At 42.2% G+C, this 218-nt stretch carries 1 protein-coding gene; it reads right to left on the bottom strand.

Annotated elements, in window-relative coordinates; translation table 11 throughout:
* Positions 1–218 (bottom strand): hypothetical protein (locus tag G4D82_RS14635; protein ID WP_166337979.1); only part of this gene is annotated, 218 nt, incomplete at both ends.

Here is a 218-nt window from a genome sequence, read left to right on the forward strand (position 1 = left end):
TTACAGTTGTTCCGGTATCGTCATTAGCGATGATCGAAGCCGCAGAAACAGTTACTGTAACAATCGCAGTATCGCAGTTGCTTGGGTTTAAGATTTCACAAATTTGGTAAGTTAGGGTGTAAGTTCCCGCTGGTGTTCCTGCAGCAACCAAAACATCAGTTCCTGATAAAGTCACACCAGCGTTTGTAGAGCTAACAAAAGTTGTGTTTACTTGAGAA

This window comes from Flavobacterium lotistagni (assembly GCF_011392125.1).
GTDB classification, from domain to species: Bacteria; Bacteroidota; Bacteroidia; order Flavobacteriales; family Flavobacteriaceae; genus Flavobacterium; species Flavobacterium lotistagni.